The 24885-nt window shown below is 60.1% G+C and carries 26 protein-coding genes; 1 reads left to right on the plus strand and 25 read right to left on the minus strand.

Annotated features, from left to right (window positions below; genetic code table 11):
- Positions 1-10: 10 nt before the first annotated feature.
- From motD to flhA, 10 genes are all read right to left on the minus strand, one after another.
- Positions 11-841 (minus strand): flagellar motor protein MotD, encoded by an 831-nt coding sequence (motD, locus tag AC2LD7_RS03000; protein ID WP_484596373.1) that lies wholly within the window; start codon positions 839-841, stop codon positions 11-13.
- A gap of 158 nt (positions 842-999) precedes the next feature.
- Entirely contained in the window at positions 1000-1740 is a 741-nt protein-coding gene (locus AC2LD7_RS03005; protein WP_484596374.1) for a flagellar motor protein, read from the minus strand.
- The gene (locus AC2LD7_RS03010; RefSeq protein ID WP_484596375.1) at positions 1740-2831 is read right to left on the minus strand and encodes a protein-glutamate methylesterase/protein-glutamine glutaminase; all 1092 of its coding nucleotides are present in this window, start codon (positions 2829-2831) and stop codon (positions 1740-1742) included. The genes AC2LD7_RS03005 and AC2LD7_RS03010 overlap by 1 nt, the downstream gene beginning before the upstream one ends.
- A gap of 47 nt (positions 2832-2878) precedes the next feature.
- Complete coding sequence (locus tag AC2LD7_RS03015) at positions 2879-5032, minus strand: chemotaxis protein CheW (protein ID WP_484596376.1); 2154 nt, start codon at positions 5030-5032, stop codon at positions 2879-2881.
- 12 nt (positions 5033-5044) lie between these two features.
- The gene (locus AC2LD7_RS03020; RefSeq protein WP_484596377.1) at positions 5045-5839 is read right to left on the minus strand and encodes a protein phosphatase CheZ; all 795 of its coding nucleotides are present in this window, start codon (positions 5837-5839) and stop codon (positions 5045-5047) included.
- A 20-nt stretch (positions 5840-5859) separates the two neighbouring features.
- Positions 5860-6234: a chemotaxis response regulator CheY gene (locus tag AC2LD7_RS03025; protein WP_243604701.1), complete on the minus strand. Its 375-nt coding sequence runs from the start codon at positions 6232-6234 to the stop codon at positions 5860-5862.
- 117 nt (positions 6235-6351) lie between these two features.
- Positions 6352-7077 (minus strand): RNA polymerase sigma factor FliA, encoded by a 726-nt coding sequence (gene fliA / locus AC2LD7_RS03030; protein ID WP_484596378.1) that lies wholly within the window; start codon positions 7075-7077, stop codon positions 6352-6354.
- Between the two features lie 17 nt (positions 7078-7094).
- Entirely contained in the window at positions 7095-7922 is an 828-nt protein-coding gene (fleN, locus tag AC2LD7_RS03035; RefSeq protein ID WP_484596379.1) for a flagellar synthesis regulator FleN, read from the minus strand.
- A gap of 91 nt (positions 7923-8013) precedes the next feature.
- Positions 8014-9300 carry a flagellar biosynthesis GTPase FlhF gene (gene flhF / locus AC2LD7_RS03040; protein ID WP_484596380.1) on the minus strand — a complete coding sequence of 429 codons (1287 nt, stop codon included), beginning with the start codon at positions 9298-9300 and terminating at the stop codon, positions 8014-8016.
- Between the two features lie 15 nt (positions 9301-9315).
- A complete protein-coding gene (gene flhA / locus AC2LD7_RS03045; RefSeq protein WP_484596381.1) occupies positions 9316-11436 on the minus strand; it encodes a flagellar biosynthesis protein FlhA in 2121 nt (706 codons plus the stop codon).
- A 271-nt stretch (positions 11437-11707) separates the two neighbouring features.
- On the opposite strand from flhA, the gene sodC reads away from it, so the two are divergent.
- Positions 11708-12229, plus strand: a complete 522-nt coding sequence (gene sodC / locus AC2LD7_RS03050) for a superoxide dismutase [Cu-Zn] SodC (protein ID WP_484596382.1) — start codon at positions 11708-11710, stop codon at positions 12227-12229.
- Between the two features lie 266 nt (positions 12230-12495).
- Here the strand turns inward: sodC and flhB are convergent, their stop codons facing one another.
- The 15 genes from flhB to fliH form a co-directional block, all read right to left on the minus strand.
- Positions 12496-13632 carry a flagellar biosynthesis protein FlhB gene (gene flhB / locus AC2LD7_RS03055; RefSeq protein WP_484596383.1) on the minus strand — a complete coding sequence of 379 codons (1137 nt, stop codon included), beginning with the start codon at positions 13630-13632 and terminating at the stop codon, positions 12496-12498.
- A gap of 36 nt (positions 13633-13668) precedes the next feature.
- The gene (gene fliR, locus AC2LD7_RS03060) at positions 13669-14448 is read right to left on the minus strand and encodes a flagellar biosynthetic protein FliR (protein ID WP_484596384.1); all 780 of its coding nucleotides are present in this window, start codon (positions 14446-14448) and stop codon (positions 13669-13671) included.
- Entirely contained in the window at positions 14448-14717 is a 270-nt protein-coding gene (gene fliQ / locus AC2LD7_RS03065) for a flagellar biosynthesis protein FliQ (protein WP_019340606.1), read from the minus strand. Before fliQ ends, fliR begins: the two co-directional genes overlap by 1 nt.
- A gap of 18 nt (positions 14718-14735) precedes the next feature.
- Positions 14736-15512: a flagellar type III secretion system pore protein FliP gene (gene fliP, locus AC2LD7_RS03070; protein WP_484596385.1), complete on the minus strand. Its 777-nt coding sequence runs from the start codon at positions 15510-15512 to the stop codon at positions 14736-14738.
- Positions 15512-15931, minus strand: coding sequence for a flagellar biosynthetic protein FliO (fliO, locus tag AC2LD7_RS03075; RefSeq protein WP_484596386.1), 420 nt, complete (start codon positions 15929-15931; stop codon positions 15512-15514). Before fliO ends, fliP begins: the two co-directional genes overlap by 1 nt.
- 1 nt (position 15932) lies before the next feature.
- Positions 15933-16400 carry a flagellar motor switch protein FliN gene (fliN, locus tag AC2LD7_RS03080; protein WP_484596387.1) on the minus strand — a complete coding sequence of 156 codons (468 nt, stop codon included), beginning with the start codon at positions 16398-16400 and terminating at the stop codon, positions 15933-15935.
- A 206-nt stretch (positions 16401-16606) separates the two neighbouring features.
- Positions 16607-17578, minus strand: coding sequence for a flagellar motor switch protein FliM (fliM, locus tag AC2LD7_RS03085; RefSeq protein ID WP_484596388.1), 972 nt, complete (start codon positions 17576-17578; stop codon positions 16607-16609).
- Between the two features lie 12 nt (positions 17579-17590).
- Positions 17591-18127, minus strand: coding sequence for a flagellar basal body-associated protein FliL (gene fliL / locus AC2LD7_RS03090; protein ID WP_484596389.1), 537 nt, complete (start codon positions 18125-18127; stop codon positions 17591-17593).
- Between the two features lie 198 nt (positions 18128-18325).
- The gene (locus AC2LD7_RS03095; RefSeq protein ID WP_484596390.1) at positions 18326-19570 is read right to left on the minus strand and encodes a flagellar hook-length control protein FliK; all 1245 of its coding nucleotides are present in this window, start codon (positions 19568-19570) and stop codon (positions 18326-18328) included.
- Positions 19571-19702: 132 nt separating this feature from the next.
- The gene (locus AC2LD7_RS03100) at positions 19703-20011 is read right to left on the minus strand and encodes an Hpt domain-containing protein (RefSeq protein ID WP_484596461.1); all 309 of its coding nucleotides are present in this window, start codon (positions 20009-20011) and stop codon (positions 19703-19705) included.
- Positions 20012-20088: 77 nt separating this feature from the next.
- Complete coding sequence (locus tag AC2LD7_RS03105; RefSeq protein WP_484596391.1) at positions 20089-21798, minus strand: SpoIIE family protein phosphatase; 1710 nt, start codon at positions 21796-21798, stop codon at positions 20089-20091.
- Positions 21799-22104: an STAS domain-containing protein gene (locus AC2LD7_RS03110; RefSeq protein ID WP_484596392.1), complete on the minus strand. Its 306-nt coding sequence runs from the start codon at positions 22102-22104 to the stop codon at positions 21799-21801.
- Positions 22105-22290: 186 nt separating this feature from the next.
- Positions 22291-22743, minus strand: a complete 453-nt coding sequence (gene fliJ / locus AC2LD7_RS03115) for a flagellar export protein FliJ (protein ID WP_484596393.1) — start codon at positions 22741-22743, stop codon at positions 22291-22293.
- A gap of 3 nt (positions 22744-22746) precedes the next feature.
- Entirely contained in the window at positions 22747-24105 is a 1359-nt protein-coding gene (fliI, locus tag AC2LD7_RS03120; protein ID WP_484596394.1) for a flagellar protein export ATPase FliI, read from the minus strand.
- Entirely contained in the window at positions 24095-24883 is a 789-nt protein-coding gene (gene fliH, locus AC2LD7_RS03125; protein WP_484596395.1) for a flagellar assembly protein FliH, read from the minus strand. The genes fliI and fliH overlap by 11 nt, the downstream gene beginning before the upstream one ends.
- Between the last annotated feature and the right edge of the window lie 2 nt (positions 24884-24885).

Below are 24885 nucleotides of genomic sequence, written 5' to 3' on the forward strand. Positions count from 1 at the left end.
CCAACGGTACCTAACGATCCGAAGCGATTGCACTTTGTGTGCCAGACTGTAGCGTCGCTCCGACGGTACGTGCATTGCCGCTTCCAACACCGCTCACGCTACGGCGCACATCCAAATTACGCGAAATGACCAGAATCACCCGACGGTTGCGCGCCCTGCCCTCCGCGGTCGAGTTGTCCGCGATTGGCTGAAACTCACCGTAGCCTACCGCGGCCAGTCGCGACGGATCGACACCGTCGGCAGCCAGCATCCGCACGACACTGCCGGCACGGGCAGCGGAGAGCTCCCAATTTGTCGGAAACTTGTCCGTGCTGATTGGCAGATTATCGGTAAAGCCTTCCACATGAATCGGGTTATCGAACGGTGCCAGAATCTCGGCGACCTTCTCTAGTAGATTGAATGCATGGTCGTTGGGTAACGCATCCCCACTCGGAAACAGCAGACTCGAGTTCAGTTCGATCTCGATCCACAGCTCGTTACCCCGTACGGTGAGCTGCTTCGAGTCGATCAAATCGGCAAAGGCCTCGCGCATGCTGTGCATGATGCTTTCCAGGGGATCGATCGGTTCCTGCGACGATTGCGACGGCTCGTCGACCTGGGATACATCCGGCTGCGTGGTGTGTGGCCGCTCTTCACCGATGGGGATCGGCTTGACGGCGCGATCTGGCTGATTGAAAACACCCACCAGCGAATCGGACAGAATCTTGTACTTGCCCTCATTGAGCGAGGAGATCGAATACATGACGACGAAGAAGGCGAACAGCAGCGTGATGAAATCCGCGTAGGAAACCAGCCAGCGTTCGTGATTCTCGGGCTCTTCATGGGACCTGCGCCGAGGCATGATCAGAGCACTCCCGGCGCTAACGAGCAATCAGACACAACAATATCCCCGCGCGAGGCGGCAGTGCTTTGGCGGATGATGATTGTTTTTTCAGCGGCTGCCATGTTCATTCCCCGTGTCCGCAGCGGCACAAATGCGCGCCGTCGGCTTTCCGTCTCTCAATCCATGAAGCCTTGCAGCTTCATTTCGATCGAGCGGGGGTTTTCCCCTTCGGCAATCGACAGGACGCCTTCAAGCAGCATCTCGCGGTAGGCGGTCTGTTTCTGTACCACGCTCTTGAGTTTGTTGCCGATCGGCAACACCAACAGGTTGGCGAACGCCACGCCATAAATGGTCGCGACGAACGCAACGGCGATGCCATTGCCCAGCTGGCTAGGATCGGCAAGGTTGCCCATCACGTGAATCAACCCCATCACCGCACCGATGATGCCCACCGTAGGCGAATAGCCACCCATGCTTTCGAACACCTTTGCCGCACGGATATCGCGGGTTTCCTGAGTGTATAGATCAACCTCGAGAATACTGCGGATCACCTCTGGCTCAGCGCCATCGACCAGCAGTTGCAAACCTTTGCGGGCATAGGGATCGAGCTCGGCTTCGGCGATCGGCTCGAGACCCAGCAGCCCCTCCTTGCGCGCCGTGGCGCTCCAACCAGTGACCAGGCTGATGCCGCGGGCCATGTCCACGCGCGGCGGAAAAAAGATCCAGCCGATGATCGACATCGCTCGCATGAACACCGACATCGGCGTCTGCAACAGCACCGCGCCGAGGGTACCGCCTAGCACGATCAAGGCGGCCGGCCCGTTGACCAAGGCCGAGACGTGACCGCCCTCGAGAAAATTACCCCCGACGATAGCGACAAACGCAAGAACCAGCCCGATAAGGCTGAGCACATCCATCAGATGCAGGCCTCGCTCAGGTGCTGACCGATCTCATCGAGGCCATAGACGGCGTCGCTGAGATTGGCCTTCACCACCGCCATCGGCATACCGTAGATGACGCAGCTGGCTTCATCCTGCGCCCACACCTGGCTGCCGCACTGCTTGAGCATGCGCGCGCCTTCACGGCCGTCAGCCCCCATGCCAGTGAGCACGACCGCCAGTACCTTGTCATGGAAAGCTTTGGCGGCGGAGCCGAACGTGACGTCCACACAGGGCCGATAATTGAGGCGCTCGTCACCGGGCAGGATGCGCACCGCACCACGCCCGTCGACCATCATCTGCTTGCCACCGGGCGCCAACAGTGCAAGGCCAGGGCGCAGCAGGTCACCATCTTCGGCTTCCTTTACGCGGATCTTGCAGAGCTTGTCCAGCCGCTCGGCGAACGCCTTGGTGAAAGCCGCAGGCATGTGCTGAATCAGTACGATGGGTGTCGGAAAGCTGGCGGGAAGCTGAGTCAGCACGCGCTGCAGCGCCACCGGCCCGCCAGTGGAGGTGCCGATGGCAACCAGCCGATACGGTTTGCGGCGAGGCGCTGGTGTTGAGGCATGCGCTGGCATCGGCGCCGCAGATGCCAATCCCGCCGGAGAAGTAGCGTGACGGGCTGCTGGAGTTGCGGCGGTCGGAGCGCTGGAATAAGTGCTGAAACGACGATTGCTACGCGAAATCGTGTTTATCTTCTCGCATAACAGCTGTTTGACCTTATTGGGATTACGGGAAATATCTTCAAAATTCTTCGGCAGGAAGTCCACAGCCCCGGCATCCAATGCATCGAGCGTCACTCGTGCACCTTCGTGGGTAAGCGAAGAAAACATCAGAACGGGTGTCGGGCAACGCTGCATGATCTGCCGCACGGCGGTGATACCGTCCATCATCGGCATTTCGTAATCCATGGTGATGACGTCGGGCTTCAACGCCATCGCCTGATCGATCGCCTCACGCCCATTGGTGGCGGTGCCGATCACTTGGATGTTCGGGTCTGAAGAAAGGATTTCCGATACTCGGCGGCGGAAAAAGCCGGAATCGTCCACCACCAGGACCTTGACTGCCATAAAACACTCCTAGCGACAGCGGCTCCATCAGGGCCGCTGCCAGCGGATCAGATCCGGCGCGCGTAACGCTTTAGCATGCTCGGAACATCGAGGATCAAGGCGATACGACCGTCGCCAGTGATTGTCGCGCCAGACATGCCGGGAGTGCCCTGCAACATCTTGCCCAGCGGCTTGATCACTACCTCCTCCTGCCCCACCAGTTGGTCGACGACGAAGCCGATACTCTGGTTACCGACACTCAGAATCACCACATGCCCCTCGCGTTGTTCTTCATGTTCCGCGCCTCGCACCAGCCAGCGTTTGAGATAAAACAACGGCAGCGCCTTGTCTCGCACGATCACCACTTCCTGGCCATCGACCACGTTGGTCCGGGACAAGTCGAGGTGGAATATTTCGTTGACGCTCACCAGTGGGAAAGCGAACGCCTGATTGCCCAGCATCACCATCAGGGTCGGCATGATCGCCAGCGTCAGCGGTACCTTGATCACTACCCGCGAGCCCTGGCCTTTGTTGGAAAAAACATTGACCGTGCCGTTGAGCTGGGAAATTTTGGTCTTGACCACGTCCATGCCGACGCCGCGGCCGGACACGTCGGAGATCTCCGATTTGGTGGAGAAGCCCGGCGCGAAGATCAGGTTGTAGCACTCCAGATCGTTCAGGCGATCGGCTGCATCCTTGTCCAGCAACCCCTTCTCTACCGCTTTGGCACGCAGAATGTCTGCGTCCATGCCTTTACCGTCGTCGGTGATCAGCAGAAGGATGTGATCGCCTTCCTGCTCGGCCGACAGCACCACGCGGCCAGTGCGCGGCTTGCCTGCAGCTTCGCGCTCTTCCGGCGTCTCGATACCGTGGTCGACAGCGTTGCGCACCAAGTGAACCAGCGGGTCGGCCAGCGCTTCCACCAGATTCTTGTCCAGATCGGTTTCTTCACCGACAAGCTCAAGGTTGATCTCTTTCTTGAGGCTACGCGCCAGATCCCGAACCAACCGAGGGAAACGGCCGAAGACCTTCTTGATTGGCTGCATGCGCGTCTTCATCACGGCGCTCTGCAGATCGGCGGTCACCACATCCAGGTTGGATACGGCTTTGGCCATGGCTTCGTCGCCGCTATTGGAGCCCAGGCGCACCAGACGGTTACGCACCAGCACCAGCTCGCCGACCATGTTCATGATTTCATCGAGCCGCGCAGTATCGACCCGCACGGTTGTTTCAGCTTCGCTCGGCGGCTTTTCGGACGCAGCGGAAGCTTTTGGCGCAACTTCCGCCTTTGCCGGTGCTGCAGGCGTCTTGCCCGGCGCGGGCTTCACTGCCGGCTTTGCTGGAGCGTCTTTTTTGACTGCAGGCGTAGCTGCTACGGCTGGAGTAGTTGCTTCCGGCTCGAACTTGCCTTTGCCGTGCAACTGATCCAGCAGTGCTTCGAACTCATCATCGGTAATCTCATCGCCACCCGCCGCCGCAGGCGCGGCATCAGCAGCAGGCGCAGCGGCAGCTGGCTCGGCGAATTGACCCTTGCCATGCAACTGATCCAGCAAGGCCTCGAATTCGTCGTCGGTAATCTCGTCACTGGCCGGTGAGGCAGGTATCTGAACGGCTGGCGCGGCGCTGGGCTCTGCTGCGAACTGGCCGGTGCCATGAAGCTGATCCAGCAGCGACTCGAATTCGTCGTCAGTGATTTCGTCACCGGCACCAGCAGTCGGCGCACCAGCAGAACCATCCAGGGCGCCGAGAAACTGCTCGAATTCGTTATCTGCCGTCGTGGCTTCCAACGCCGGTTCAACCGCGGCGTGCTCAGCAACCGGAACCTCCGTACCGGCAGGCTCAGCCAGACGCGACAGCGCAGCGAGCAGTTCGGGGGTTGCTGGCGTGACCTCGGTGCGCTCACGCACCTGAGTGAACATTTCGTTGACAGTGTCCAGTGCCTGCAGCACGACGTCCATCAATTCCGAGTCGACGCGACGCTCACCCTTGCGCAGGATGTCGAAGACGTTTTCGGCGATGTGGCAGCATTCCACCAATTCGTGTAGTTGGAGAAAGCCGGCACCACCTTTTACCGTATGGAAACCGCGAAAAATCGCATTGAGCAGCGCGGCGTCATCGGGGCTGCTTTCCAGCTCCACCAACTGCTCTGACAATAATTCGAGAATCTCGCCGGCTTCCACCAGGAAGTCCTGGAGGATTTCTTCATCGGCGTCGAAGCTCATATTCACCTTCCCCTAAAAGCCCAGGCTCGAAAGCAGATCATCGACATCGTCCTGCCCGGATACGACATCCTCACGTATATCGGCATGCATCTGCGGACCTTCACCGTTGGAAGGCTCTTTTTCTTGTTTTTTCTTTTCCTGCTCTGCGCGCATCGCTTCGCGGTCATGCTGGATGCCAGCCACGCGATCGACCTGCCCGGCCATCAGAACAAGATTGAGCAGATTGCTTTCGAGTTCGCTGATCAGACGGGTTACCCGCTTGATCACCTGGCCTGTCAGGTCTTGAAAGTCCTGCGCCAACATTATTTCGCTGAGATTCTGCGACAGCTGACTGCCATCGTTCATGGTGCGCTGAAGGAATTGATCGATGCGCTTGACCAGATCGCGGAACTGCTCGGCGTTCATGTCACGGCGCATGAAGCGCTGCCAATCGGCGGTCAGACTCTGCGCTTCGTAACTGACGTAGTTCACCAGCGGCGCGGACTCTTCGACCAGATCCATGGTGCGGTTGGCCGCTTTTTCGGTCATCTCCACCACATATGAAAGCCTGTCGGTGGCATCGGTAATCGGTGACGGGTCACCGCCCGTGGCGCAGGTATCCATCTCCAGCTTTACGATGGCGTTATGCAGCTCGCGGGTGAGCTTGCCCACTTCCTGATAGAGCCCTTGACTGCGGGCCTGATTGAGCTCATTGAACATCTGCGCCGCTTCGTCGAAGCGGCCCTGCTGCAGGCTTTCGATCAACTGAGGTGCATGAGCCCTCAGAGTCGCTTCGAACTCTGCCAGGCTTTGTTCTGCTTGCGTCATAGTGCCCTCGCGGCGTTACTTCAGCCGTTGACGCGCTCGAAGATTTTTTCGATCTTCTCTTTGAGCACTTGAGCCGTGAATGGCTTGACTACATAACCGTTTACGCCCGCCTGCGCGGCCTCGATGATCTGGTCGCGCTTGGCTTCGGCGGTGACCATCAGCACCGGAAGGTGCTTCAGGCGATCGTCGGCGCGCACAGCTCGAAGCAGATCGATGCCGCTCATTCCGGGCATGTTCCAATCGGTGACGAGGAAATCGAAACTGCCGCTCTTCAACATAGGCAGCGCGGTCGTGCCGTCATCTGCCTCTGCGGTATTGGTGAAGCCTAGATCGCGTAACAGATTCTTGATGATCCGTCTCATGGTCGAGAAGTCATCGACGATGAGAATTTTCATGTTCTTGTCCAAGTACACCTCCGTAATCCCGAAATTCCCAGAACCTGCTCACGGTCTGCTGCGGGCCTCATGAATGAAGCTCGTAAGGGCCTCTAATGCTTTTTTGCAAACCAGCCTTTAACGGGCGCGCCACTCACCGAGGCGAGCACGCAGGCGCGCCGCGCACTGACTGTGCAACTGGCTCACCCGCGATTCACTGACACCCAACACCTGGCCGATCTCCTTCAGATTCAGCTCTTCGTCGTAATACAACGAAAGCACCAGCTTTTCACGTTCGGGCAGGTTTCCGATGGCCTCGGCCAACGCCTGTTGAAAACGCTCGTCTTCAAGATCTCGGGACGGCTCCGGATGCGCACTGGCGGCATCCTCCCCGAATTCCCCATGTTCGCCTTCCTGAAGTAGATCATCGAAGCTGAACAAGCGGCTGCCCAGGGTGTCGCCCAGAATGCCGTAGTACTCATCGAGACTCAATTTAAGTTCGGCCGCAACTTCCTGATCTTTAGCGTCGCGACCTGTTTTGGCTTCAATTGTCCGAATCGCTTCGCTGACCATACGCGAGTTACGGTGGACCGAACGCGGAGCCCAGTCGCCCTTGCGGACCTCGTCGAGCATCGCGCCACGGATGCGAATCCCGGCGTAGGTCTCGAAGCTCGCGCCTTTGCCGGAGTCGTATTTTTTTGATGCCTCCAGCAGGCCGATCATGCCCGCCTGCATCAAGTCATCCACCTGCACACTCGCTGGCAACCGCGCCAGGAGGTGATAGGCGATGCGCTTGACCAACGGCGCGTACTGATCGATGAGCTGGTATTGCGAGTCTTTTGCCTGAGCTTTGCTGTAATACATACCGAGTCCAGCCGCTGTCAGTCGTTAGGCTCTGTGGTGGGCCTGACAAGGCGCTCCACAAAGAACTCCAAGTGGCCCCGCGGCGTTGCCGGCAACGGCCAGGTATCGATTTTTTGCGCGATGGCCTTGAACGCCAATGAACACTTGGCTCGCGGATAGGCCTCGTAGACGGCACGTTGCTTCTGTACTGCCTTGCGCACCGCCTCATCGTAAGGAATCGCGCCGACGTACTGCAGCGCCACATCGAGGAACCGCTCGGTCACCTTGGTCAGTTTAGCGAACAGATTTCGGCCTTCCTGCGGAGCGTGTGCCATGTTCGCCAGCACACGAAAGCGACTGATGCCGTAGTCGCGATTGAGTAGCTTGATCAACGCATAGGCATCGGTGATGGACGTCGGCTCGTCGGTCACGACCAGCAGTACCTCCTGCGCGGCGCGAACGAAACTCACGACGCCATCGCCGATACCCGCCGCGGTGTCGATGATCAGCACGTCGATATCATGACCGATATCGCTGAATGCCTGTATCAGCCCGGAGTGCTGCAACGTCGATAGCTGCACCATGCTCTGCGTACCCGAAGCAGCGGGCACGACGCGAATGCCGCCCGGGCCCTGAATCATTACATCACGCAGATCGCATTCACCAGCAATGACGTCAGCCAACGTGCGCTTGGTAGACAAACCCAGCAGCACGTCGACGTTGGCCAGCCCAAGGTCGGCATCAAGCAACACCACCCGGCGACCGAGGTCGGCCAAGGCCAGCGCCAGATTGACCGACACGTTGGTCTTGCCGACGCCACCCTTGCCGCCAGTCACTGCAATTACCTGTACGGGATGAATACCCATCTTCAAACGCCTATATCTTGCTGGGGCCCGGAGGCCATCGATGCGTTCAGCCAGAACGCGTCTTCTTTGTCTGTATCACCTAACAAAGCGTTCATCCGACCTTCCGTGAAGAACCGTTGTACAGCCCGGAGAACATATCGGCCATGGTCTCCTCGCTGGGAGTCTCTTCAGACTGCAGGCTCACTGCGCGACTGACCAGTTGGTGGCTACGTGGCAATTGCAGATCCTCGGGAATACGCGGTCCATCGGCGAGGTACGCGATGGGCAAATGCTGGCTGATCGTAAGGCCGAGCACATCACCCAAACTGCCGGCTTCATCCAGTTTAGTCAGAATGCAGCCCGCCAGCCCACAGCGACGGTAGTTATGCCATGTCGCTTTAAGCACTTGACTCTGGCTGGTTGCCGCCAGCACCAGGTAGTTCTTCGATTTGATACCGCGGTCGGCCAGCGCTTCGAGTTGCATACGCATCATCGGGTCGCCCGCAGGCAAGCCGGCGGTGTCGATGAGAATCAGGCGCTTGCGGGCCAAAGGCTCCAGCGTCTTGCTCAATGGCTGGCTGGGGTCGATCTGAATGACCGGCACATCGAGGATGCGACCAAGGGTCTTCAGCTGTTCCTGCGCACCGATACGGTAGTTGTCCATGCTCGCCAAGGCGATGCTCTGTGCGCCGTGCTGGAGCACGTAGCGCGCGGCGAGTTTCGCCAACGTGGTGGTCTTGCCGGCGCCGGCCGGACCAACCAGCGCGATGATACCGCCCTCTTCCAGTGGCTCGACCTTGCTGACCTTGATCGATTGCGCCAGGTGCGCCAACAGCATGCGCCAGGCCTGACGCGGCTCGGACACGGTAGCTACCTTCTCCAGCAGCGCGCGCGACAGTTCGGCCGGCAAGCCGATGCGCTGTAGGCGGCGCCAGAGGCTGGCCTGCTGCGGACGGCGACTCTGTTCATTGCCCCAGGCAATCGAGCCAAGCTGAACTTCGATCAGCTCACGCAAACCTTGCAGCTCCGAATGCATGGCTTCGACCGCGCGCGAATCGAACGACGCCACCGCGGCGCTGGCACTCGGCGCCGGTTGAACGGCAGCCGCAGACTTCTCGTCAAGCAGTTGACGGTCCTTACCCGCTTGAGCGCGAGACGGCGAGCTCAGCTCAGCGTGGGCACTGGCGATGCGCGCCTGCGTTTTACGCAGTTCCGCTTCGAGCGCCGGATTCGGCTGCTTGGGTGCTGCGGGCTCCATCGGGTAATCAAGCACAGCGGTCAGCTCGACGCCGCCAGCGACACGACGGTTGCCCGTGATCACGGCATCAGCGCCCAGCTCGTCACGAATCATCTTCATGGCGATACGCATGTCGGCTGCGAAGAAACGTTTGACCTGCATGGCCTGTACCCTCGGTTAATTCTGACCCACCGTGGAAACGATGGTGACTTGCTTGTTGTCCGGTATTTCCTGATAGGCGAGGACATGAATGTTCGGCACCGCCAGCCGGGCGAATCGCGAGAGCATCGCGCGGACCGGACCGGCTACCAGCAAAATCGCCGGCTTACCCAACATTTCTTGACGCTGTGCTGCCTCTACCAGGGAACGTTGCAACTTTTCGGCCATTCCCGGCTCCAGAAGAATGCCATCTTCGGAACCTTGACCAGCCTTCTGCAGACTATTGAGCAATATCTGTTCCAACCTTGGCTCAAGCGTGATGACAGGGAGCTGCGGCTCAAGCCCCACAACGTTTTGCACAATTGCGCGGGAGAGCGCGACCCGTACAGCAGCCACCATCGCGGCGGGATCTTGACTCTTCGCGGCCACGTTGGCGATAGCCTCGGCGATGGTGCGGATATCGCGAACCGGAACCTGTTCCTGCAGCAGCGCCTGCAATACCTTGAGCAGCGTCGACAACGAAATCATTCCCGGCACCAGCTCCTCGGCAAGCTTCGGCGAACTCTTGGCCAGCAGTTGCATCAGTTGCTGGACCTCTTCATGCCCCAGGAGCTCGTGGGCATGTTTGTGCAGCACCTGGTTCAGGTGAGTCGCAACCACGGTGCTGGCATCGACCACGGTGTAGCCGAGCGATTGTGCCTGATCGCGCTGACTGGCCTCGATCCACACCGCTTCCAGGCCGAATGCGGGGTCCTTGGCCGCGATCCCGTTGAGCGGACCGAACACCTGGCCCGGATTGATCGCCAGTTCGCGATCCGGGTAGACCTCGGCCTCAGCCAGGCTCACGCCCATCAGTGTCAAGCGATAGGCGTTGGGCAGAAGGTCGAGATTGTCGCGAATGTGCACCGACGGCATCAGGAAACCGAGATCCTGCGAAAGCTTCTTGCGCACGCCCTTGATCCGCGCCAGCAGCTGGCCGCCCTGGTTGCGGTCGACCAGCGGAATCAGCCGGTAGCCCACTTCCAGGCCGACCATATCCACTGGCGTCACGTCATCCCAGCCCAGCTCCTTGGTCTCCGCGGCACGCTGCGCCGGGAGCATTTCCTGTTGTTTCTGCACCTCCTGCTCGGCCTCTTGCTTGACCTGCCGCTGGCGATGCCAGATCCAGTAGGCGCCCCCAGCGGCGACCGCACCGAGGCCGAGGAATGACATGTGCGGCATGCCTGGCACCAGGCCCATGGCGATCATGATTGCCGCAGACACAGCCAGCGCCTTGGGTGAGGCGAACATCTGCCGGTTGACCTGCTGGCCCATGTCCTCGGAACTGGTGACACGGGTGACCATGATCGCCGCCGCGGTGGACAACAGCAGCGATGGAATTTGCGCCACCAGACCGTCACCGATGGTCAGCAGCGCGTAAACCTGGCCTGCCTCGCTGAAGCTCATGCCGTGTTGCGCCATGCCGATGCCAACGCCACCGATGAGGTTGATGAACAGAATCAGCAGGCCGGCGACGGCGTCGCCGCGCACGAATTTGCTGGCGCCGTCCATGGAACCGTAGAAGTCCGCCTCCGAGGCGACTTCGACACGGCGCAGCTTGGCTTCGGACTGATCGATCAAGCCGGCGTTGAGGTCGGCGTCGATGGCCATCTGCTTGCCGGGCATGGCATCGAGGGTGAAGCGCGCACTGACTTCCGAAATCCGCCCGGCGCCCTTGGTGACCACGACGAAGTTGATGATCATCAGGATCGCAAAGACGACGATACCGACGACGTAGTTACCGCCGATCACCACGTTGCCGAACGCTTCGATCACGTGACCCGCCGCGGACCCGCCCTCATGGCCGTTGATCAGCACCACTCGCGTAGAGGCCACGTTCAGCGCCAGACGCATCAAGGTAGCGACCAGCAGGATCGTTGGAAACACCGCGAAATCCAACGGCCGCAGCGCGTAGACGCTGACCAGCAGCACGACGATCGATAGTGCGATGTTGAAAGTGAACAGCAGATCCAGCAGGAACGGCGGCACCGACAGCATCATCATGCCCATCATGACGAGCAGCAGCAGCGGCACGCCAAGATTGCCGCGACCAGCGCCCGCTAGGCCATTGCGAATGTTGATGAGTTGCGTGCGATCCAATGGAGACCCCGGCAAGCAGAACAAAGAATTGACGCAAAGCGCGCCCTGCCGGGGCTATAGCAAGAAGGGGTCCAACTTGTTCAGGACTGCTGCGCCCGCCTTGAACAGCGCCTGTCGCCCAGGTCGAAGCTGCGCTGGGAAACGTGGCATTCGAACCGACCGTGGCCTGGGCAGTCTCACTGCTAGCAGCGCCGCCCACCGGTAACAGAGGTAAGACGGCGTTCGCTCCCGGCGGCACTTCCCGCTCTTTTCACTTCACAGGAGTTTTGCCATGAAGCAGTGGATCATTGCGGCACTCGCCAGTTGCACGGCCATGGGCCTGCAAGCTGAAACCCTCAGCGTGCCCGTCAAGGCCGTGACCGCCCAAGGCATCGGCGAGTCCGTCGGCACCGTCAAGATCGAAAGCAGCCAATACGGGCTGGTATTCCGACCCGCGCTGTCCGGCCTGGACTCCGGCGCCCATGGTTTCCATATTCACGCAAAAGGGAGCTGTGAACCGGCAGATAAGGACGGTGAAGCCGTCGCGGCGGGCGCAGCCGGCGGCCACTGGGATCCGAAGAACACCGGCAAGCATGGCGAACCCTGGGGCGAAGGCCATATGGGAGATCTCCCAGCGCTGATGGTCGATGGCGAAGGCAAGGCCAACCAACCAGTCCTCGCACCCCGACTGAAAAGCCTTGGCGACATCAAGGGCCTGGCATTGATGGTTCACAAGGGCGGCGACAACCACTCCGACCATCCGCAGCCGCTCGGTGGCGGCGGAGCGCGGGTGGCTTGCGGCGTGATCGAGTAAAGCGGCTGGAGGCTTGAAAGACGGTCCCGGCTTCAGGCTTCAGGCTTCAGGCTTCAGGCTTCAGGCTTCAAAGCAAGGGTGGGATTTCGCCCACCAGGTGCGCACTCCTTTACGGTGGGCTGAAGCGGAGCGCCGCCCGGCCCACCCTACCTACTAATACCGAATGCGCCCAGAACCGTAGGGTGGGCTTCAGCCCACCAGATTCAGGCGCAGTGGGCTGAGGCCCACTCTTCGAAGCTTCAAGCTGAGAGTGGCTTCCTGGCCGCTCATTCATCTCGGCGCAAGTCAGGCGGAATAGGCAGATTGCTCAGCGGATCGGGCCGTTTGCCCTTGCCGGAGCGGTACTGGCGTAGCTGGTAGACATATGCCAATACCTGCGCCACTGCGAGGTAAAGACCCGCCGGAATTTCCTGCTCGAGCTCGGTGGAGTAGTAGACCGCCCGCGCCAGCGCAGGCGATTCGAGAACCGTCACCTGATGCTCTTGGGCGATCTCGCGAATCTTCAACGCGAGGAAGTCGCCACCTTTGGCCACCAGCATCGGCGCCCCGCCCTTGTCACCGTCATACTTCAGCGCCACGGCAAAGTGGGTCGGGTTGGTAATGACCACATCGGCATCCGGCACGGCCTGCATCATCCGGCGCTCGGACATTTCCCGCTGCATTTGACGAATCCGCGATTTGACCTCGGGTTTGCCCTCGCTGTCCTTGTACTCGTCGCGAACTTCCTGCTTGGTCATCATCAGCTTCTGCTTGTTGTCCCATAGCTGGAACGGCACATCCACCGCCGCGATAAGGATCAACCCGCAGGCCATCCACAGCGCACACCAGCCCACGACCTCGGCGCTGTGCATGATCGCCAGATCCAGCGGTTGCTTGGCGATCGACAGCAAGTCGTCCTGATAGGCGCCAAGCACCGCCAGCGCCACCAGCAGTACCACGATGAATTTGGCCAACGCCTTCAGCAGCTCGACCAGCGCATGGGTCGAAAACATCCGCTTCAGCCCAGCGCCAGGGTTCATCCGGCTGAACTTGGGCGCCATCGACTTGCCCGAAAACAGCCAGCCGCCGAGCGAGATCGGCCCGATGATCGAAACGATCAGCAGCACGATCAGCAAGGGCATGATGGCCTCGAGCGCGATCATGCCGCTGCTCATCAGAAGCTGCACCATGGCATTTTCGTCCAGCAGCGTTTCCCGGCTGAGCTCGAAATTGCTCTGCATCATTGCCATCAGGCTGCCGGCTAGGCTGCTGCCTGAAGCCAGCAGACCGCCGATCCCGCCCAGCGTGACCGCTACGGTGTTCAACTCACGGGAACGGGCGAGCTGACCTTTCTCGCGAGACTCACGGAGACGTTTCTCCGTGGGTTCTTCGCTTTTATCGGCACCGCTTTCGCTCTCAGCCATGCGAGGCCTCCCGAAGCTGTAAAGAAAGCAATCTCATCAGCGCAGCCCGATCAGATCACGAAGCATGCCCAGCGCTTCGCTGACGAAGGTCTGGTATTGCGCCAGGATGTCGGCCATCCCGATCCAGACGATGATCAGGCCCAGCACCAGAGTCAGCGGAAAGCCGATCGAGAAGATGTTCAGCTGCGGCGCGGCACGCGTCATCAGGCCGAAGGCCAGATTGACCACCAGCAGCGCGGTGATCGCCGGCAAGACCAGCAGTAGCCCGGCGCCCAACACCCAGCCGAGCTTTCCCGCGACTTCCCAGAAGTGATTGGTGCCGACCAGCCAGCCGCCGATCGGCAAGGTGACGAAGCTTTCGGTAAGAATCTCCAGCACCACCAAGTGACCGTTCATGGCCAGGAACAGCAAGATCACTAGCATATTGAAGAACTGGCCGATCACCGGCACCGAGACACCGTTGGCCGGATCGACCATCGACGCGAAGCCCAAACCCATCTGCATGGCGAGCAATTGCCCGGACACGATGAATACCTGAAAGAACAACTGCAGCACGAACCCCAGCATCACGCCGATCAGAATTTGCTCGGCAATCAACACCAGTGCTTGCGCACTCAGCGCCTCGACCACCGGCACCGGCGGCAGCCCCGGCACCAGCACGACGGCAATGGCGACCGCGAGATACAGCCGCACGCGCATCGGCACCAACTGGGTTCCAATGATTGGCATGCTCATCAACAGCGCCGCGATGCGAAACAGGGGCAGCAGAAACTGCCCTACCCACGCGCCGATTTGCGCGTCGCTGAGCTCCAGCATCAGCCGATTATCAGCGGAATGTTCTGGATCAGGCCCTGGGTGTATTCCATCAACTCACGGACCAGCCAGGGTCCCGCCCAGATTAGCGTCATCAACATGACCAGCAGGCGCGGCAGGAAGCTCAGGGTTTGTTCGTTGATCTGCGTGGCCGCCTGGAACATCGCTACCACCAGACCGACCAGCAGGCTGGGCACTACCAGCACACCGACGATCATGGCCGTCATCCACAGCCCTTCTCGAAACAGGTCAACGGCGACTTCTGGTGTCATGGCGAAACTCCAAGGGCCTTAAAGCGTGCCGAAACTGCTGGCGAGCGTGCCTATGATCAAGCCCCAACCATCGACCAGCACGAACAACATGATTTTGAACGGCAACGAGATGATCAGCGGCGAAAGCATCATCATGCCCATCGCCATCAGCACACTGGCCACCACCATGTCGATGATCAGGAACGGGATGAAGATCATGAAGCCGATCTGGAAAGCCGTTTTCAACTCTGACGTCACGAATGCCGGCACCAGGATGGTTAAGGGGGCCGCGTCCGGCGTCTCGATATCGGTACGCCGGGACAGCCGCATGAACAGCTCCAGATCACTCTCGCGGGTTTGCGCCAGCATGAAGTTCTTCAACGGCACCTCGGCACGGGTGATCGCATCGGGAGCCGACAGCTGCTCGTTCAGATAAGGCTGCACCGCCTCGTTGTTTATTCGCTCGAATACGGGCGCCATGATGAACAGCGTGAGAAAAATCGTCAGGCCAACGAGAATCTGGTTCGACGGCGTTTGTTGCAGGCCCAGGGCCTGGCGCAGGATGGAAAAGACGATAATGATCCGAGTGAAGCTGGTCATCAGCATGACGAACGCCGGAATGAAGCTCAGCGCCGTCATGATCAGCAGAATTTGCAGGCTGACCGAGTATTCCTGTTGCCCTTCGGCATCGGTGCTCAAGGTGATCGCCGGGATCGACAGCGGATTGTCCCCCTGAGTGATCAACCCTCCGGCATCCTGACCCACGGCGAACGGAGCGGCCACTATCAGCAGGACCGCTAACAACAATCGAAGCATCAGGGCTTGTCCTTCTGATCCCTGCCAAGCAGCTCCATGAGGCGCTGGGCAAACTCCGGATTGGCCGGCTCGGCATCCGGCAAATGAACTGGCTCTTCAAGCACATGCAAAGGGGTAATCCGGCCAGCGCTCAGGCCAAGCAGAACCTGTTCGCTGCCGACCTGCACCAGCACCAGCCGCTCACGTGGACCGAGCGCATGGCTGGAGATCAGTTTGATGGCCTGGTTGCCGCGCGGATTGAGCTGCTGCATTCGCCGCAGGAGCCATGCAAGCAGAAAAATCAACCCGATCACCAACAGCAGGCCGAACAGCAGTTTGGTCATCTGCGTGCCCATGCCGCTGCTGTTCATGCTCGCCGATGGCTCGGCTGCCATCGCCGGCAACGCCAGCAACAGCGATAGAAAGGCAAGGATTCGCATGTCAGCGCAACTTCTTGATGCGTTCGCTCGGGCTGATCACGTCGGTGAGACGGATGCCGAACTTCTCGTTTACCACCACCACTTCGCCATGGGCGATCAGCGTGCCGTTGACCAGGACATCCAGTGGCTCGCCTGCTAGCCGGTCGAGCTCCACGACCGAGCCCTGGTTGAGTTGCAGCAGGTTGCGAATACTGATCTCGGTGCTACCGACCTCCATGGATATCGACACCGGAATATCAAGTATCACATCCAGGTTGGGCCCCTCGAGACCGACCGGTACGGCCGCCGACTTCGGGCTGGTGCCGAATTCTTCCAGCGGCGCGCGTGGTGGTACCGGCGCCGATGCCGGCCCCTGATTCAACAGCGCGTCGATATCGTCCTGATTGGCGTCTCCCGCCTCTGCCAGCGCCGAAGCCCATTCATCGGCAAGCGCCTGTTCTTCGGATGTGTGTTCGTGTTCGTCTGCCATCGCTAGTCCTCGACCGGCTGGTAAATATTTAGCAGGCTGTTGGAAAACTACCTGCGTTGGCATTACTTCGTTAAAAACAGGCTCGGATGCGAGCTTTGACTCGTTACACTCGCCTTGCGGGCCAGCCTTCGACTGTTACTCCCGTTGGTCGTTGCGCCTCGTCTTGCCTGCCTCGCCTACGTTTTTCAACGGCCTGCCAGGCTGAATCAACGTGGTCGCATCACCGATTCCAGCACCTGCAAGGCCAGGTTGCCCTTGTGTGCGCCCAGCTTGACCTTGAAGGACGGCATGCCGTTGGCGCGCATGATCATGTCTTCGGGCATTTCCACCGGTATCACGTCGCCCGGTTGCATGTTGAGAATGTCGCGTAATTTGAGCTGGCGCCGCACAACCGTCGCACTGAGCGGCACGCTCACGTCGAGGATGTCTTCGCGCAGGGCCTTGACCCAGCGCTCGTCTTGGTCGCTGACATCCGACTGGAAACCGGCATCGAGCATTTCGCGGATCGGCTCGATCATCGAGTACGGCATGGTCACGTGGAAATCGCCACCGCCACTGTCGAGCTCGATATGGAACGTCGAAACCACCACCACCTCGCTGGGGCTGACGATGTTGGCCAGCGCCGGATTCACTTCCGAGTGCACGTATTCGAAATTGACGTCCAAGACCGCCTGCCATGCTTCTTTCAGATCCACGAAGGCCTGATCCAGCACCATACGCACGACACGCAGCTCAGTAGGTGTGAACTCGCGGCCTTCGATCTTTGCGTGCCGCCCGTCGCCGCCGAAAAAGTTGTCCACCAGCTTGAACACCAGCTTGGCGTCGAGAATGAACAGCGAGGTCCCGCGCAGCGGCTTGATTTTCACCAGATTGAGGCTGGTCGGCACATACAGCGAATGCACGTACTCGCCGAACTTCATCACTTGCACGCCACCCACCGATACATCTGCCGAGCGACGCAGCAAATTGAACATGCTGATACGGGTGTAGCGGGCGAAGCGCTCGTTGACCATTTCCAGCGTAGGCATGCGCCCGCGGACGATGCGGTCTTGGCTGGTCAGATCGTAACTTTTGATGCTGCCCGGTTCGGCATCGCTCTCGGTATCGACCAGACCGTCGTCGACCCCATGCAGGAGCGCGTCGATCTCGTCTTGCGAGAGCAGGTCTTGAACAGCCATCTACAACGACCCCTATTGCAATACGAAGTTGGTGAACAGCACTTGCTCGATGGCAAGCTTGCCGATTTCCTTCTGGGCCAGCTCCTGAACGCTGGCGGTGGCCTTCTGCCGAAGCATCTCTTGCCCTACCGGCGTGGCCAGGGTGGCGAACTCCTGGCTGGAAAACAGCATGACCAGTTGATTGCGCAACAGCGGCATGTGTTCCTTCAATGCATCGAGCGCCGCCTGATCGCGGGACATCAGCGCCACGCTAACCTGCATGTAACGCTGCCGGCCACCGGTATTACTGAAGTTGACGATGAACGCCGGCGCCAATACTTCATAGATTGCCGCCTGCCGTTGTGGTGCCGCCTGAGCATCAGCGGACGCGTCCGGTTGTTGTTCCGAGTCGCCTCGGGTCATGAAATAAAAGGTACTGCCCACCGACAACCCCACCGCCAACAACAGGCCCAGCACGATCAGAATAATTAGCTTGAGCTTGCCTTTGCCATCCGTCGGAGCCACAGCGCCAGGATTCGCTACGTCTGGGGGTCCCTGTTTCTTAGCCATGCCAAATATCCGTCATCACGCGTGATTTCACTCGCATCAAAGCGTTACGAGCAACTGCTGTGCCAAAGTATCGGCCAGGCAAGTGACGCCGTAAACGATTGCCAGTCGCCACGGCTGATTTCTGGACGAATAGTCAGTCGTCCAAAACGAGAAAACCGGGCGTCTAGCCCGGTTTCCGATTGCCAGCAACAACGCTAGTCAGGCGTAGTAATCCACGAGCCCGCGATCACCGCTGATACGGCTGCTGCTGATTTCCATGGTGCCGTGAGTGAATTCATCATCCCCGGAGGCCAATCCGCTGTTTGTACCTTTGCCGCGCGATTCGCCGCCCCCATCACCCTGCCAGCCGCGCGAGAGGGACTGATCCGAGACGTTCACGTCCATGGTCATGCCCTGTTGCGCGAACATGTCGCGCAATCGCTGCATCTGTCCTTCCAGCGCATCGCGGACACCCGCATGAGGACTGAGGAAGGTGACCTGGGTCTGGTCCTTGTTCATGTCGATGCGAACTTCCATGCGGCCCAGCTCAGCCGGGTCGAGCTGTATCTCGGCGGATTTCAGGTTTTGACTCGACAACCACATCACCCGGTCGACCACCGCCTCGCTCCAGCCAGATTGCTGAATCTGCACCGGCTGTCCGGGGACGAGCGCCGGCCGCTGTGCCTGCTGGGTCTGATTCTGCTGAGCAATCGCCTGGGTCAACGGATTGAGCCGGTTGACTGCGGCATCGGCAGCGCTTGCACGACTTTCCTTCGGCGCGTCCAGCTTGTCGAGCAACTCACCGAAATCCTCTTCCAGCGAAAGCGTGCCGAGGTCTTCGGAAAGCTCCTCGCCTGCCAGCAGGCTCGCCGAGAGGATGTCCTGCGCATCTGCCGACGCCTCATCCTGCATAACGAGGTTCGAGAGCGGAAGCTTCTGCGCTGCAGACTGGGTCTCGAGCAACGAGCGCTGGCCGACCAATGCCTCTTCGCCCTCGCCTTCACCCTCTATTGCAGATGCTTGTGCCTGAGCCAAGCCAGCCAGGAACTCGCTGCCGGTCAGCGGCTGCGCGGCCAGCGGATCGTCGGTGATTTCGCCCTGCCCGCCCAAGCCCAGCAGCAATAGGGGGTCCAGTTCCGCTTCGTCGCCTTGCACAGTATCGTCAGTCGCCACGTCATCACCTGGCAACTCGTTGCCGGCCTCGGCCACATCCGGCTTCTTAGTGCCGCCCGCCTCGGCAGTTTCCTGACTTGGCTTCTCGTTTACCGGCTTGTCACGGACAGGCTTTGCTGCAGAATCCTGACGCTCGGCAGGCTTCGCCTGGCGTTCTCTCGCGTAGACGTTGGCGAAGCTGGAGGGCTCGTCCCGGTTGACTTGAGGGGCAGGTTTGGAGGACGCGCTCGCAGCCTTGGCAGCAGCCGTGGGCGTCTTGATATTGAGCAACAGATCGGGGGAAACGGCCATGGATCTTTCCGCTGAGATGATGACGTGTGTGTTTCTAAAGCAAAGTCCAGGCCAGCGGCGCAATCCGTCTGCTTCTGCCGGTCACGATGGGCTTGATGGAACTGATGCGAGTGCATCGGAGCGTGCGAAGAATCAGGCGAGCCCGCCGAAACGCTGGCGTTCGGCACGATAGAGAATGCGCACAATGGCGAACTCACGCTCGATGCGCTCGATCAGCTCGGGCGCATCGCCGAGATATTCACGTCTCGCAAGCTCTTCCAGCTCGCGACAAAGTTCCGCCAGTAGGGCTGCGCCCATGTTGCTGCAGCTCCCCTTGAAGCTATGCGCAGCCTGGCGAAGATTTTCCGCCTCGCCGCTCAGGCAGGCGCTCTGCAACAGGCGCAGCCTTTCTTCCGAGTCGACCAGAAAAGTATCCAGCAGTACCGGATACTCCGCTTCCATCACTTCCTGAAGGGTTGCCAGCACTCTACTGTCGAGATGATCGATCACAGCGGTGCTCCTGGCTGCAAAACGGTGAATTATGCATGACCGGTCCAGTGGAACTCTACGCTCATGCCTTTGCCATCCGGCTGCCAATGGAAGCGCTCACTCAGCTGGCGAATCATCCGCAGCCCCCTTCCGCCCAGACATTCAGCGCAGTACTGCTTGCTCAAGGCCTGCTGCACGTCGAATCCCGGCCCGCTGTCACGCACGCCGATACGCAAATAGCCCTTGGTCCCTTCGGATTTGATATCCAGATCGATCGACACCCAACCCTCCATCAGTTCGTCCAGCCGCCGCTGACGCTCGCGGTAGTACCTGGCGAAACCCTCGGCATCGCACTTCAAGGACGAGTCGAGTAAAAGCACCCCATGCTCTAGAGCATTGGCATAGAGCTCGGTCAGTACCGTATAGACGGTGCCGACGCGGTGGCGCAGCGGTGGGATCTGCAGGAACAACTGCATCATCAGCGGCAATGGATTCGATGTGCGCAAGCTGGCTGGACGAAGCTCGAAGCTCGCCGACCAATTCATCGGCCGCCGCAGCTGGCGTGCGCCAAGCGGGAATACATCGAACGGCTGGATATCGGGCGACGCCATTTCTTCGGTCATGCTCACTTCGACCAGGCTCAAGTCGTCAAGTATTTGACCGTGAAAGGCATGCAGAGCTTCCTGGATTTCTTCGAACAGCATTGCCGGTTCGCTGTTTGTCTCCATCACCGTCAGCAGTCGCTGCTCACCGAACAACTCGTCATCGGCATTGCGGATTTCCAGCACACCATCGGATAGCAGCAACAAGCGATCGCCGACAGCCAGTGGCAGGGTGTCGAAGGAATCGTCGAAGGTCGAAGCATCGAGCACGCCAAGCGGTAGATGTCTGGACGGCAGCGGCAGCCGCTCCCCACTGCATGCCTTGAGCAGATAACCGTCCGGCAATCCGCCATTCCACACCCGTAGCGTGCCGTGTTTGAGGCTGATATCCAGCAACGTCGCGCAGCAGAACATTTCCACCGGCAGGATCAGTTTCAGCTTGGCATTGATCTCGCGAAGAATGTCGTTGCTCGAATAGCCCTTGGCGGTCATTCCGTAAAAGGTTTCGGCCAACGGCATGGCACCGATCGCCGCGGGCAGGCCGTGGCCGGTGAAATCGCCGAGGAGCACGAACATTCGCTCGGCAGGCGCCTGCGCAGCCAGCAACAGATCGCCGTTGAACAAGGCGCGAGGGGACTGACGGTAACGAATATTCGACGCATCGAGGCAACCGGCATGAGCGACCTTGTCGAAAATCGCCTTGGCGGCGCGCTGTTCGTCCAGCAGCTGATGATTCCGACGTGCAATCAGATCGCGCTGCTCCAAGACCGTCGCCTGCAATCGGCGCAGGCGGTGCATGGCCTGGATCTTCGCTTCGAGGATGATCGGGTTGTAAGGCTTGGCGATGAAGTCGTCGCCGCCCGCTTCGAGGCAACGAACCAGCGCCTCGTGCTCCGTCAGCGAGGTGAGAAAGATGATCGGCACCAACTCGTTGCCCGCCAGGCGCTTGATCTGTTGTGCGGCCTCGAAACCATCCATCACCGGCATCAGCGCGTCCATCAGCACCAGCTGTGGCCGCTCGCGCTCGAACAGTTGTACCGCTTCGGCCCCATTTTCCGCAGTCGTCACCCGGTGCCCCTGACGACTGATGATGGCAGCCAGCAGCATGCGATCGGTGGCGCCGTCCTCGGCAATGAGTATGGAAAGCCGACCTGGCATTCAGGCGATCACGAACAGTTGTTCGAAATTGGAAACCGAAAGGACCTTGCGCACATCGGGATTGCAATTGATCAGGCGTATGCTGGCCTTGTCGCCACCGCCGTGATCGCGCAACAGCAGCAACATGCCAAGGGCGGAACTGTCGAGATAAGTAGCGCCGCTAAGATCGACTACGTAACGTTGCGCAGTGCAATCGGCGCGTTGATAAGCGTCGCGAAAAGCCTGATGTGCATTGAAATCGAAGCGCCCGTGGATGGTAATCGTCAGCTCCTGTCCATCTGCCGATAGCTGTGAACTGATGGTCATGTAGCACTCCTATCCGAAACGAGGTCGTGGCTGCCGCCACGGCTGTCGTGTTTGCTGAATAGGCGCTGGGCATTCGCCGATGGCGCCTCGTCCAGCCTACGCCTGCGGCTTCTATGGCCAGCCGTGCTGTAACAAAGAAGCTAAAGCTACTGAAGATTTAGCATTCAAAGCCCTGCGCAGCAAGCTTCAGTCCTGTTTCGGTCGGCCCGCCAGACGCTGCGAAAACTCGTCGAGCAGCTTTTGCTCGCGCTTGTCGGCCGCCGTTCGCGCTTCCTGCAGGTAGCGCTCGACGAGTTTGCGCAGGCCGTCCAGTCGAGCACGTCGCTGCTGCCAATGCTCGCGCAGCTTGTCGAGATTGTTGCGGTGCCAGTCAAGGCTGCGTTGCTGCTGCCCGATAGCCGATTCGAGTTGCGAAAGGAATCGCTGGTAATTCACCAACCACTGACCGGACACGCCCTGGCTGCCCTGGTTTATCCATTGCTGCTGATAGTCGCTGAAATACTGGCGTAATTCGCCCAGTTTGGCTTCGGCCTGCGACAGTTGGGCCTGCCCCTGACCGAACAGTTGTGCGGCGTCGCGCTCGGCGCGCTCGGCCATGTCGATCACTGGCGCCAGACGGGCAGCACGACTCGCCGGCAAGGCTTAGCCCGCAGCCCTGGGGTTGAATACGCTGGCCAGCAGTACTTCGCTCTGGACCAGATGTTCGGCCTCATTCAGACCCTGCCGAAGATAGCGAACCATTTCTGCCTGACGTGCAATGGCTAAATCCGTCTCGGGATCGCCGCCGGGCACATAAGCGCCAACGCTGATCAGATCCCGGCTCTGCTGGTAGCGCGACCACAGCTGTTTGAACCGCTGCGAATGGCGGACATGCTCGGCGCTGACCACCTGCGGCATGACCCGACTGATGGAGGCCTCGATGTCGATCGCCGGGTAATGACCCTCTTCGGCCAGGCGTCGCGACAACACGATGTGACCGTCGAGCACGCCTCGCGCGGCATCGGCGATAGGGTCCTGCTGATCGTCGCCCTCGGACAGTACGGTATAGAACGCGGTGATCGAGCCGCCGCCCTCTTCGGCGTTACCCGCACGCTCCACCAGACCCGGCAGCTTGGCGAATACCGACGGCGGATAACCCTTGGTCGCCGGCGGTTCGCCAATGGCCAGGGCGATTTCCCGCTGGGCCTGGGCAAAGCGGGTCAGCGAATCCATCAGCAGCAGAACGTTCTTGCCCTTGTCACGGAAGTATTCGGCGATACGCGTGCAATACATAGCCGCGCGCAGCCGCATCAGCGGCGCATCGTCGGCTGGCGATGCCACCACGACCGAGCGCTTGATGCTTTCCTCGGTGAGGATGTTCTCGATGAATTCCTTGACCTCGCGGCCACGCTCGCCGATCAGCCCGACGACGATTACATCCGCCTCCGTGAAGCGAGTCATCATGCCCAGCAGCACGCTCTTGCCGACGCCGGTACCGGCGAACAAGCCGAGGCGTTGGCCGCGACCGACGGTGAGCAGCCCATTGATACTGCGGATGCCGACGTCCAGTGGCTCGCTGATGGGGTGGCGCTTGAGCGGGTTGATCACCGGGCCGTCCATCGGCACCCAGTCCTCGGCCTTCATGCCGCCCTTACCATCCAGCGCGCGACCGGCACCATCAAGGACCCGACCGAGCATCGACGTACCCATGGGCAAGCGACCGGTATTGGCCAGTGGCACCACACGAGCACCCGGCGCGATACCGGCCAAACTGCCAACCGGCATCAAATAGAGCTTGCCGCTGGAAAAGCCCATCACTTCGGCTTCGACCTGGGTCGGATGGTAGCTGTCCTCGTTGATCACCAGACAGCGGCTGCCGACGGCAGCACGCAAGCCTTCAGCCTCGAGCGTCAGGCCAACCATACGCAACAACCGACCCTCGAGGATCGGTTGGCTGGGTAGTTTGATCGCCTCGCCGTAGGTTTCGAAACGTTTGGCGAAGCTAGTGCGTTCAAGGCGCATCAGCGCTCTCCGAGCCTGAATCCAGGTTCAGATGCAGATCAGCTTCCGGCGGGCTGGTGGCGTTTTCGCGCTGTTGCTCGAACAACTGGTTGATGCCTTGAGCCAGGCGCGTTTCGACACTGGCATCGATCCGGCTCTGCTCGGTCTCGATCCGGCAGCCGCCGGGCAGCAGGTCGCTGTCTTCGACGATCCGCCACGTTTCCTCGTGGCGCTCGCGCAGCGCTTTGACCAGTTCGAAATCCTGCGGATTGATATAGATGCGCACGTTGCTGGCACCCATGGGCAGCAGCTTCAGGGCCTCACGCAGCACCTGCCGGATCTGGCTGGAGTCGATCAGCAGGTCACGCTGGATCACCTCGCGGGCCAACTGGCTAACCAGCGTGACCATAGCGTGTTCGAGGTTGCGATCCTGGTCGGCTATGGGCTCGAGCAACTGCGCCATCAATTGCTCGAGGTTGTCGAGCTTGGGCGCCAGCGCCGCGTCGGCCTCTTGCCTGGCTTTGAGCTGGCCGGCGTGAAAGCCGTCCTTTTCGCCTGTACTGAAGCCTTCGTTGTAGGCCTCCTGACGAATCGCTTCGAGTTCGTCGAGCGTCAGCGGTTTGACTTCCTCGACGGGAACATCTTCGCTGCGCGACAGATCTTCGACTTCCGCCGGATCGTCGCCCGCCTGCGGCTCTTCCGGCTCCGCGCCTAGCGGATCGAAGCTCGGCAAGGCCCAGCGGTTGAAGGCGTTGACATCCTTCGCTCGGATGACGTCGCTGGGGTTTTCCTTGGACATGG

This window comes from Stutzerimonas sp., from assembly GCF_982611455.1.

Bases quoted from the DNA above. Each gene is read 5' to 3' on its own strand.
- motD (WP_484596373.1), bottom strand. From the start codon at position 841: ATGCCTCGGCGCAGGTCCCATGAAGAGCCCGAGAATCACGAACGCTGG.
- AC2LD7_RS03005 (WP_484596374.1), bottom strand. From the start codon at position 1,740: ATGGATGTGCTCAGCCTTATCGGGCTGGTTCTTGCGTTTGTCGCTATC.
- AC2LD7_RS03010 (WP_484596375.1), bottom strand. From the start codon at position 2,831: ATGGCAGTCAAGGTCCTGGTGGTGGACGATTCCGGCTTTTTCCGCCGC.
- AC2LD7_RS03015 (WP_484596376.1), bottom strand. From the start codon at position 5,032: ATGAGCTTCGACGCCGATGAAGAAATCCTCCAGGACTTCCTGGTGGAA.
- AC2LD7_RS03020 (WP_484596377.1), bottom strand. From the start codon at position 5,839: ATGACGCAAGCAGAACAAAGCCTGGCAGAGTTCGAAGCGACTCTGAGG.
- AC2LD7_RS03025 (WP_243604701.1), bottom strand. From the start codon at position 6,234: ATGAAAATTCTCATCGTCGATGACTTCTCGACCATGAGACGGATCATC.
- fliA (WP_484596378.1), bottom strand. From the start codon at position 7,077: ATGTATTACAGCAAAGCTCAGGCAAAAGACTCGCAATACCAGCTCATC.
- fleN (WP_484596379.1), bottom strand. From the start codon at position 7,922: ATGGGTATTCATCCCGTACAGGTAATTGCAGTGACTGGCGGCAAGGGT.
- flhF (WP_484596380.1), bottom strand. From the start codon at position 9,300: ATGCAGGTCAAACGTTTCTTCGCAGCCGACATGCGTATCGCCATGAAG.
- sodC (WP_484596382.1), top strand. From the start codon at position 11,708: ATGAAGCAGTGGATCATTGCGGCACTCGCCAGTTGCACGGCCATGGGC.
- flhB (WP_484596383.1), bottom strand. From the start codon at position 13,632: ATGGCTGAGAGCGAAAGCGGTGCCGATAAAAGCGAAGAACCCACGGAG.
- fliR (WP_484596384.1), bottom strand. From the start codon at position 14,448: ATGCTGGAGCTCAGCGACGCGCAAATCGGCGCGTGGGTAGGGCAGTTT.
- fliQ (WP_019340606.1), bottom strand. From the start codon at position 14,717: ATGACACCAGAAGTCGCCGTTGACCTGTTTCGAGAAGGGCTGTGGATG.
- fliP (WP_484596385.1), bottom strand. From the start codon at position 15,512: ATGCTTCGATTGTTGTTAGCGGTCCTGCTGATAGTGGCCGCTCCGTTC.
- fliO (WP_484596386.1), bottom strand. From the start codon at position 15,931: ATGCGAATCCTTGCCTTTCTATCGCTGTTGCTGGCGTTGCCGGCGATG.
- fliN (WP_484596387.1), bottom strand. From the start codon at position 16,400: ATGGCAGACGAACACGAACACACATCCGAAGAACAGGCGCTTGCCGAT.
- fliM (WP_484596388.1), bottom strand. From the start codon at position 17,578: ATGGCTGTTCAAGACCTGCTCTCGCAAGACGAGATCGACGCGCTCCTG.
- fliL (WP_484596389.1), bottom strand. From the start codon at position 18,127: ATGGCTAAGAAACAGGGACCCCCAGACGTAGCGAATCCTGGCGCTGTG.
- AC2LD7_RS03095 (WP_484596390.1), bottom strand. From the start codon at position 19,570: ATGGCCGTTTCCCCCGATCTGTTGCTCAATATCAAGACGCCCACGGCT.
- AC2LD7_RS03100 (WP_484596461.1), bottom strand. From the start codon at position 20,011: ATGGAAGCGGAGTATCCGGTACTGCTGGATACTTTTCTGGTCGACTCG.
- AC2LD7_RS03105 (WP_484596391.1), bottom strand. From the start codon at position 21,798: ATGCCAGGTCGGCTTTCCATACTCATTGCCGAGGACGGCGCCACCGAT.
- AC2LD7_RS03110 (WP_484596392.1), bottom strand. From the start codon at position 22,104: ATGACCATCAGTTCACAGCTATCGGCAGATGGACAGGAGCTGACGATT.
- fliI (WP_484596394.1), bottom strand. From the start codon at position 24,105: ATGCGCCTTGAACGCACTAGCTTCGCCAAACGTTTCGAAACCTACGGC.
- fliH (WP_484596395.1), bottom strand. From the start codon at position 24,883: ATGTCCAAGGAAAACCCCAGCGACGTCATCCGAGCGAAGGATGTCAAC.